The sequence below is a fragment of the Nocardioides ginkgobilobae genome (assembly GCF_054781275.1).
The window spans coordinates 1-8,914 of sequence record NZ_BAAGUS010000006.1 but is presented as its reverse complement, the minus strand read 5'-3'; the positions used below and the strand labels follow the sequence as shown (position 1 = coordinate 8,914).

Genomic DNA, 8,914 nt, shown 5'->3' with positions numbered 1-8,914 from the left:
CCCTAGCCGGGCTCGATCAAGCACGGCTATCAACTCACCAGGCTGACCATGTAGGCCACCACGAACAGGACGACCAGCGCTACCACCACCGAACCACCAAGTCCCGCCCCGCCCACGAGGGCGCCGACGAACACGACGAGGACCCCCACACACCCGCATCCCGCGAGTCCAGCGCCGATCTGCTCTCCAGGTTCGCTCATGCTGCTTCTCCATTCCTGGTGGTTCGAGGTGATGGTGATCCCCGCCGCGGCGCTTCACGTTGTTGGGCCAGTGAGGGCTCGGTCGAGCGCGGGCCCCGGCGCGACCACGCTCCACCCGTCTGCCCGCAGCTCCATGGCCTCAGAGTCATCGAGCCCGACGTCGGCCACGAGGAGCTGGTCGGGCCAGCACAGCGGTATCGGTAGACCGCCCCTGCTCTCAAAGCCCACTTCCGGCGCGGGCACTCCCAGAGACGCCAAGTGCTCCAGCAGCTTCAATTCTTCGACCATGGCGGCCCGGTAGGCCGCGTGCCAGGCTGCCGGCAGTCCATCCGGGACCGCAACCTCCTTATGGCGGGTTCTCTGCGCGCTGACGTCACCTCGGTTCTCCAAGAGGCGTTCGAGAACGTGGGCTGCTGCGCCGCGTGACAAGTCTTCGTGATCTCGTTGGTTGTTGTAGCTGCGCAGGCACCCGTAGCACGAAGTCTCCGGCCCACAGTCACATGTCGAGACCCGTTGCAGCGCTGCCTCGAGAACCGTGTGCAGGTTCTGTTCGACCTGAATGACATGCCCGGCACCGCCGGAAGTGGTGTCGAAGAGGACGATCGACCATTGGTCGGCACCGGTGGGACTCAGCGAACCGCCCAAGTCGTCACGGGCGATCTCCAGCACATCGCAGGCTGACTCCAGAACGGCGTACTGGACCGACTTCCAGGCAGCCTGGGTGCCGTGAAAGCCCGGCAGGAACGGGTCGATCGTCATCAAGTCGGTCTCGTAGACGTGCGCGAGGTCAAGCAACCGCTGTGAGCCGTTGCAGGGTTGATTGCGGAGCAGGTGATTGTGCTTCGGTGGCTTGCTGACGTGCAGCGCACGCGCCGACCCATAGCCACACCAGTCACAGAGCCAGAAGCCCATCCCGATCGGGCCGTCGGCGACAGCGATGAGGCGTCCCCGTTGGCCGACCGCGACGTCAAGGCGGCCGCCCTTGAGCGCCATGGACGTCTCCTTGATCTCCACCGGAGGGGCCAGGACGTGGACGGCTCCGCTCCATGACCTACGCGGCGGCCTGGGCCCGGGCTTCTGCGGCTCCCGGTCGGCCACAAAGCCAAATTCGGGGATCGTGAGAGTCCGGGCGGCCGACGTCGCCACGTCACCGCAGTGGGGGCACGCCGGGTCGACGTCTGCGAGCGCATGACGGAAGCCGCCGCAGCGTTTGCAGACGGCGTACCTGTACTCGACGAGCTCCCTACCTGGAAGTCGATATATGCCGCGGGAGGTCCACAGCTTGCCTCCCGCTACCAGGGTTGCGTCGGGTGCGTACTCGTAGATGGCCTGCGCGAGGTCGCGGGTCAGGTCGAGATTGGCGCCAGCTGACTTGCCGTACCCGAAGTCGGTGCGCAGCTCAACCGAGTCGACGGGGAAGCCGTACTTCGGTAGCACGTTGCGGTTCGCCAGAAAGCCGAGCAGGTCACGCTTGCGCAAGGTCTGCCCCACTTGCTGGTAGCGCTGCGCCAGGGTGAACTTCTGCGCAGCTGCGGCCTCGTCACGGAGTTCCTCGAGCATGCCGACATCGCGAGTGAGCTCCTGCCGCACCGTCTCGAGCAGCTCGATCAGTCGCGTCGCCCAAGCACCCCCAGCGATGTCCAGCTCAGCTGCGACCTGGGCTGGCAGGACTCGCTCGAGAGAGTCACGAACGGAAGTCGGCGCCGGTGTGAGGAACCCAGGGACGAGGTCCACGGATGGCGAGTTGCCGTCGGTGGTCAAGAAGAACTCGCCGGCAGAGCGATCAATGCGTCCGGTCGATTCGAAGAGCCAGCGAAAGAATGCCGACATCGCGACCGAGTGAGCGTGCCGCCTGTCGATCCTCTCGTTGGTGAGGGGCACGTACGGCGCACGGACGGCCCCGGTGATCATCACCTCGGGCTCGGCAAACCGAGTCAGGTCGTGCGAGCGGCGTTGCGCGTAGGTCACCACCAGGGCAGCCGCACCAGCACGCCGACCAGCGCGGCCAGCACGTTGCAAGTAATTCGCAGTGCTGGGCGGCATGTTTCGCAGCATCACCGCCTGGAGCTCCCCCACGTCAACGCCGAGCTCGAACGTCGTGGAGCACGACAGCGCATTGACCTCACCACGGATGAACTGCTGCTGGACCAGCGCAGCCTCGGTGTTGGTCCATTGAGCTGTGTGCTCGAGCGCTCGGAGGGGAACAGCATTGGGCATGCGGTAGACCGACCGATAGTGGTCGCGGTCTTCTTGCGCGGCAGGTGGGACGAAGGGACCCAACTCGCCGTCGCATGCGATGGCGGGACAGACGCCTCGCACGGACGAGGGCGAGGTTCGCCGGCACACGTCACACACGTACACCGGCTGCTCATCGGTCACCACGGAAAGTCGCAAACGTTCGTGGTTGACCTGGTGGACGACGCCAAGTCCCTGCTCGGCGACCTTGCTCAGCCAGTCCACCGGCATGTGGTCAGCTGTGAGAAAGGTCCAAAGGCCAGTCAGCAACTGGATGGGGTCGCCTCGTGAGTTCAAGCGCTCCAGGACTCGGCGTGTGTAATCGACTCTGCGGTTGCTGCCCTTGCCCGGCAGCCATGACAAGACCTTGCGCACCGGCTCTGGGCCGGAGAGCCGAACCCGGACGGGACCCAGCCGCGGAGCGAAGATCTCGTCGTTGGGCGGAACGTCCTCTGGCATTGTCACGGCACCCTGTTGCCGAAGGGAGCGCACGAGTTCCTCGATGAATGCCCAGGCCTCAGCCTCACTGAGTCCAAGATCGAGGAGCGGTTTGGGCGCTGACCATGTGGGGTCTCGATAGAGCGCCACCTTGAGCAAACCCAAGCCCTCAAGAGATTGGCGATCATCGGTGGCCAGAACCTCGGCCATCACCCACGGCGCGACGATGCGCGATTGCTGCTGGGCAGTCATCCCGCCTGGGAAGTGCTTTACTGCAGACGCGCACGCGCGAGTGCTGAAGACGAGGTCTTCGACGGCTGCCGGCTCGAGATGCGCTCGTGCCTTCAGCAGCCCCTGGCTCAGGAGCTGGCGGCGCTGCACTCTGCCGTAGGAGTCTTCGAGGTAGGGCGCGAAGTAGGCGGCTGCCTGGCGGCTGTCGCTGAATGCGAGGAGCTTGCGACCCTGACCAGGACGCTGTCCGTCATGTGTATCGTCACTCGGCGGAATGTTCTGGTAGAGAGCAGTGGTGATCACGGCGCCGCTGGCGTCGGCGCCAGTCTCGAAGCGCCTCACCGTCCCGGAGCCGCGAGCTCCGCACACCAGGCACCCGGCGACCTCTTCTCCCTTGACCTTCAACTTCCGCACGCTGCGCAGGGAAGACGAACCGCACGAGGGACAGCTCTTGATGTGCGTCTCGGAGAGGGCGCCGCAGCTGGTGCAGAGTTCGGCTTCTTCAGCCTCGACGTCGACCGCATCCTCGAGCACCGCCGCCTCGTCCTCGTCCTCGAGCGCCTCATGCTCGCCTAGGACGAGCCAGGTGCCCTTTGAGCTCGCTCCCCGAGGGCGGAAGCGGAGCACCCCGTTCTCGGGAGTCGGCGTGCCAATGACATGGACCGCGCCGCAACGTTTGCAGGACCCGATCTCGAAGGCAGGCGCCTCACAATCGGGGCAAGTCTCGTGTCGCGCGAGATGCACGTGCGGGCCCTTGGGCGAAAGGCAAGCGAACGCACCCTCGGTCGCGCGAAGGAACAGGTGATAGCGAGCCGACAGCGGCGTAGTGCCGTCAGGCAGCGTGAGTGAGCTGGCGAGATCCACCATTGCCCGGAGGGCGGCGAGCCGATCCTCGTTCTCTGGGAACAGGTAGGCCGCCACCTCCTCAATCGTCTTGGGGCCTGCGGCGAGGAAGGAGCGCAGTCGGCCCAACGACCCTTCGTGCGACAGTGCCTCCGCTGCGGTCTCATCCCCCGTCCATCCTGCGGTGCGCATGAGCTCGCACATCGCCAGCTCATCGTGGCGAAGACGCGCCAGCTCCACGTACTGCGAGGCGCTCATCGGCCCCCAGAAGGGGCCGGGCGGGGTAGGAACTCGCGTGGCGACAACCAAGTCCTGCCGCTGAGGCGCGTCCGCTTCCCACTCGAAGGCTTGACCGAACAGATTGGAGGCGAATCGGGTGACTGCGGCCGGGTCAGCGTCCTGGCCAACGGTGGCGGACGTCGCGATGCACTGAAGAGGACGATTAGGTGCCACGCGGTCGCGCACGCGGCGCAGGAGCATGGCGATCTCCGCTCCTTGACTGCCGTCGTACACGTGCGCTTCGTCCACCACCAGGAAGCGCCAGTTCGACTCTGCACCCGTGGCGAACAGGTCCATGTCCTTCGGACGAAGCAGGAGGTACTCGAGCATGGCGAAGTTGGTGAGCAACAGGTGCGGCGGCGTTGCGCGCATCTCGACGCGGCTCAACAGCTCGTTCGGCAAGATCGGCTGACCCACGTTGAGCTCGCCGAAGAGCTCCCGCGCTCGTCGCGGGTCCTCCTGGGTGTCGCCCGTGTAGCGCCCGAAGGTGATGGAGGGGTAGCCGGCCAAGGCTTCTCGCAGGCGCTTCATCTGGTCATTGGCCAGAGCATTCATTGGATAGAGCAGGAGTGCTCGGACGCCGGGGCCCAGGGTGCCGTTTTCCTGCTCACGCACGAGGGAGTCCAGGATCGGGATCAGGAAGGACTCTGTCTTACCTGAACCGGTCCCGGTGGCCACGACCACGTTGCGCCCTGACGCCACCTTGCGTAGCGCCTGCTCCTGGTGTCGGTACAACGGGCGGCTCAGCGGCAGCGCCGGACTTTCCAAGCCTTCGAACCCGGGCGACAGCACGTTGTCCGCAACCAAGTCTCGGAGCGTGGCACCTGGGGCGTACGGAGGGGTCGCCTCGAGGTAGGGCCCCTTGTCCAACATCACGGTGGATTCGATCTCATGGCGTAGAGCGGCATCGAGCGCCGGTTCGCGAACCGAGAGAAGCGATTGCAGGTAGCGCCGGTATGTAGACGTGATCTGGGTCGACGCGGCTACGGCATCGATGCTCGAGCTCACTGTGTTCTCCTGCTGTCAGGGCCGGTCGAGGCCACCAGGAACTCCGCCAGCAACAGGTCCGTCGTCACGAGGCTGGGCACGACTTTCGCCAGATCAGACCATGGACGCCGCACCGACGGCAGCCACCCCGCGGCAACTTCGTTGCCACGAGCCGCATGACGTGCTGCCAACGCGAGACCGAGCGACAGCGATGGAACAACCCGCCAGCCGCCTGAAGCCGTCGGATGGCACCGGGCCACGAATGCCGAACTGGCGACGGGATCCCCGATCATCCTGAGCAGTCGTTCGTTCTCGATGAGGACCTTGTGCGCGTTCCTGATCATCCACTCGAGGCGCTCGTCCCGGCGGTGCTTGATGAAGTCCATGACAGCGAGGACCCGCGTGTCGCCCATGAGAAGACCACGGGGAACAAGCCCACAGCTGCGCACGAACTCGTCGCGCATCATCGGCACCCTGTCAAAGATCTCCGCCGCATCATCGAGGCGGCCCTGGGCCGCGAAAGGATCTCGGCCATCCAGCAGCTCAGCGACGACGTCCCCGCACACCTCCGTCGCGGCTTCGACCTCCTCGGCTTCCCAGATCTGATCGGCGGCACAGAGCAGCGCTGTGGGTAGTGCCGTGATGGCGGTCCACCGCGGCGCGCTGTCACCGTGCGCGGACCGCAGATCCGCCTGTACCAGTCCAGTCTCGATCAGGATCGACGCGACGTTGCTGGTGGCACTCTCGGATGCGCTGAGCGCGAGCAGGGCATCGCGGGGGGCCTGCTTGATCGCTTGATCGATCGCGGCACAAACCTCCCCGGCTCGGTCACCCAAGGCGAGGCTGCCTAGCCGGGTCCTCACCGCCCAGGCGTGGTCGAAGTCGACCTCGCGTGGCGGGTCGCCCTCGCCAGCCAGGAACGCGGAGAGCGACCCTTCTGACTCGGCCCCGTCCCTCAGCCATCCCGCCGCGTCCACCGTGGTGCACTGCCGGCGCTCCGGCCACACCGGGACCGGGAGAGGAGCCCACGGGTCCTCGAGCCGAACTGCAACCACCAATGGCCCAGCAGCTACGAGGTCAGGTGGGAGGGCGGCGTGGCCTTCCGTGATCGGGAGGACGGTCGCCCCGCGCCATGGAGCCCGCGTCGGGTACACGAGCGCAGTGAGTCCCTCGACCTCCACGCACTCGGTGAAGTGCAGCGAGGGACCGTCGGCGACGATCTCCGCGAACAACCGCTGGGGTCGAAATCTCGCGACGACGACCTGACCCTCGGGATCTAGTGACAGCTCGCCTTGTGGATGCGCGCGAAAAGTATCCGCCAGCCGGCTCAGGTCGAACCTGTAGACACCAGCCCGTTCGGCTCCTGGATCCAGCAATTGAGCGACACCCGTTGCGGTCCGGACATGTACCCGGGGGGCACCCGACGCCTCGAGGTTCAGGACCAGGGTGCCGGATGACTCTGTGATCGATTCGCTGAAGAGCATCAGCGGTCGTATGGAGGGCGGGGTGGTCGTCTCGTCAGACTGGTAGGCGACCGACATGTGCGGCGGGGTGACCGTCAGCGTGCGGTGTACACCGTGTGCCCCGAGGCGCACGTATGCGTCCTTCTTCCTTGCGGAATAGGTGAGCTGCTTCTCGTTGGCGTCCATGCCAGCTGGCACGGAGAGTGAGGCGGTCGCCGGCTGGAGTCCCGCAGGTGGAACGAAGCGGCGCCATGGAGGATCGAACACGACCCGCAACCCCTGCGCCAAGGTGAACGTGCGCTGAGCGCCCCTCCCCCACGGCCCCCGAACGCGGATCGTGAAAGTGCCCAAGGTCGGCTGTGGCACGGCGTCCCAGATTGACTGAGGATCCGGAACGCTGCCGTCGTTGAGCCAGCGTGCGATCGTGTCGCCTTCGGCATCGAGAAGAGCGACCTCCCATCGAGCCTCGCTCAGCACATCGGGGAGCTCCACACGAGGACGCTCGGTGATGACCGGGAGGCCGGCCGACGTCCTGACTCCCCTTACGGGCTCGTCGCAGAGGATGCGGGCTGAGGACCGGTCCCGAACAGGCCGGGGCCGGCCACCGGCTGCCAGCGCAACCTCAGAAACGTGTGCCAGGTCGACCAGCTGCAGGCACCAGCCGCTCCAACCGGGAGGCAGCGGGCTTTCGGACAGCACTGTCGGAGCACCCACGAAGCGAAGTTCAGCCGGCTCGCCCGGGAACAAAAGCCACGTCGGGACTCGACCCAGCGGGGACCCTGCCGGTAGCAGGGTTCCGTTTTCCGCGAACGCCATGAGCGGCTCGTTCTCGTCGACGACGACGAGGTCGGCACTCAGGTGGGTCCTCCCGAGCAAGGCTGCCGACGCCTTCCGGACTGGAGCCGTCATCGGGACATCGGTTTGCGGTGCCGGCTCGTTGGACCCGGGGAAGAGCGCACGAGTGCCTACCTGGTGGGTCTTCCCGTCGAGAGTGACCAACCACACGGCTTGGCCGTCTGGCGCATCCCCGACTGGGGGCAACCGCAGGATCAGGCCTTGCCCGAACGGATCGACGACCAACTGGGGACGCGACTCCTCCGCTCCACCCGCCGTCGCGCTCCGTTGTGGGACCGCGGTGAGTTCACCGGCCGCGTGCCGTGCCAGAGCAACCTCTCGGAAGCGAGCCGGCAACGGCACGTCCGTCCCGTCACCTCCGGCGGAGACGGCATCGAGCAGGTCGAAAGCCCGCTCGCTGACGTCGATCGCGAACTCTCCACCATGTTGAAGGAACCTCGACACCGGCTTGTCGACGTCAGGCAACGCACCCACGGAGGCGCGGGTGCCGGACCAGGACACAAACTCCTCCGGGGATAGGCCCGGCGTACGGCGACGCCGCTCGACGATCAGGCGGTAGAAGTCCCGCAAGCAGTACGTCGGCATGCCCGAGTGCATGAGGATTCGTCCGACGTACCTGGTGCCGGCGTCAGCGCCATTGTCGCGAAAAGCAGGCAGGCCGATCTGCTCGAGGTTCCGCAAGAAGGCTTCGCCCCATTCGCGGTGGAAGGCCTGATCTCCCCGAACACCCAGAGCGGCGACAAGCTTGGGCCAGAACGTGCCCGATTCGTAGTGATCGGCGGCCACCCCCGCCGTGACGAGGACGTGGACAGATGGCCATCGCTCGAGCATCTTCATACGAGTCCTGGGTCCCGACTGGACGGCGTAGACGCGTCCGAGGGCCTCGAGCGCCTCGTCACGGTCAGAACCGTCGACCTCGTCCAGAGCCTCGGCTACCAGCGAGACCACCTCGAGGCGCGGCCGCCAAGCGGCCTCCCGCCGATCGAGCAGGTCTCGGTTGCCAACACCCGTCCGTGTTGATCCCGGCTCCCACATCAATGCACTCAACCCCGCGACGACTTCTTTACTTACTGGCATCGTGTCAGGACGGCCGCTCGTTGGCACCCCTTCAACCCAACTTCGGTCTCACGAGACCCGCGCGCTTCCCATGCTTTTACGCGCTTGGCGGGCACTAGAGTCTTGCTGACCATGGGTGTGCTGACACCGGCGCCGCAGCACCCTCTACGCCCTCACTCTGCGCCCCAACACTTAGCCCGGATCCGTAAGTTCTTGGCTGGCCCGGGAGGGTCGGGTGTGGCTGAGCCTTGATCGCCTTGCTGGTGGCTCCGGTGGATTGGCCGCCCGGCTTCTCCTGGGGCGCCTTGGCTGCTGATTGAGATGCGC

3 protein-coding genes are annotated in these 8,914 nt (G+C 66.0%); all 3 read right to left on the bottom strand.

Annotated elements, in window-relative coordinates; genetic code table 11:
* Positions 1–29 precede the first annotated feature (29 nt).
* From ACYVID_RS07505 to ACYVID_RS07495, 3 genes are read right to left on the bottom strand one after another with little or no spacing between them, the layout of a single operon-like run.
* A complete protein-coding gene (locus ACYVID_RS07505; protein WP_460735947.1) occupies positions 30–200 on the bottom strand; it encodes a hypothetical protein in 171 nt (56 codons plus the stop codon).
* 54 nt (positions 201–254) lie between these two features.
* On the bottom strand, positions 255–5,234 hold the full coding sequence (locus ACYVID_RS07500; RefSeq protein ID WP_460735945.1) for a DEAD/DEAH box helicase: 4,980 nt from the start codon (positions 5,232–5,234) through the stop codon (positions 255–257).
* Positions 5,231–8,566 (bottom strand): hypothetical protein, encoded by a 3,336-nt coding sequence (locus ACYVID_RS07495; RefSeq protein ID WP_460735943.1) that lies wholly within the window; start codon positions 8,564–8,566, stop codon positions 5,231–5,233. The genes ACYVID_RS07500 and ACYVID_RS07495 overlap by 4 nt, the downstream gene beginning before the upstream one ends.
* Between the last annotated feature and the right edge of the window lie 348 nt (positions 8,567–8,914).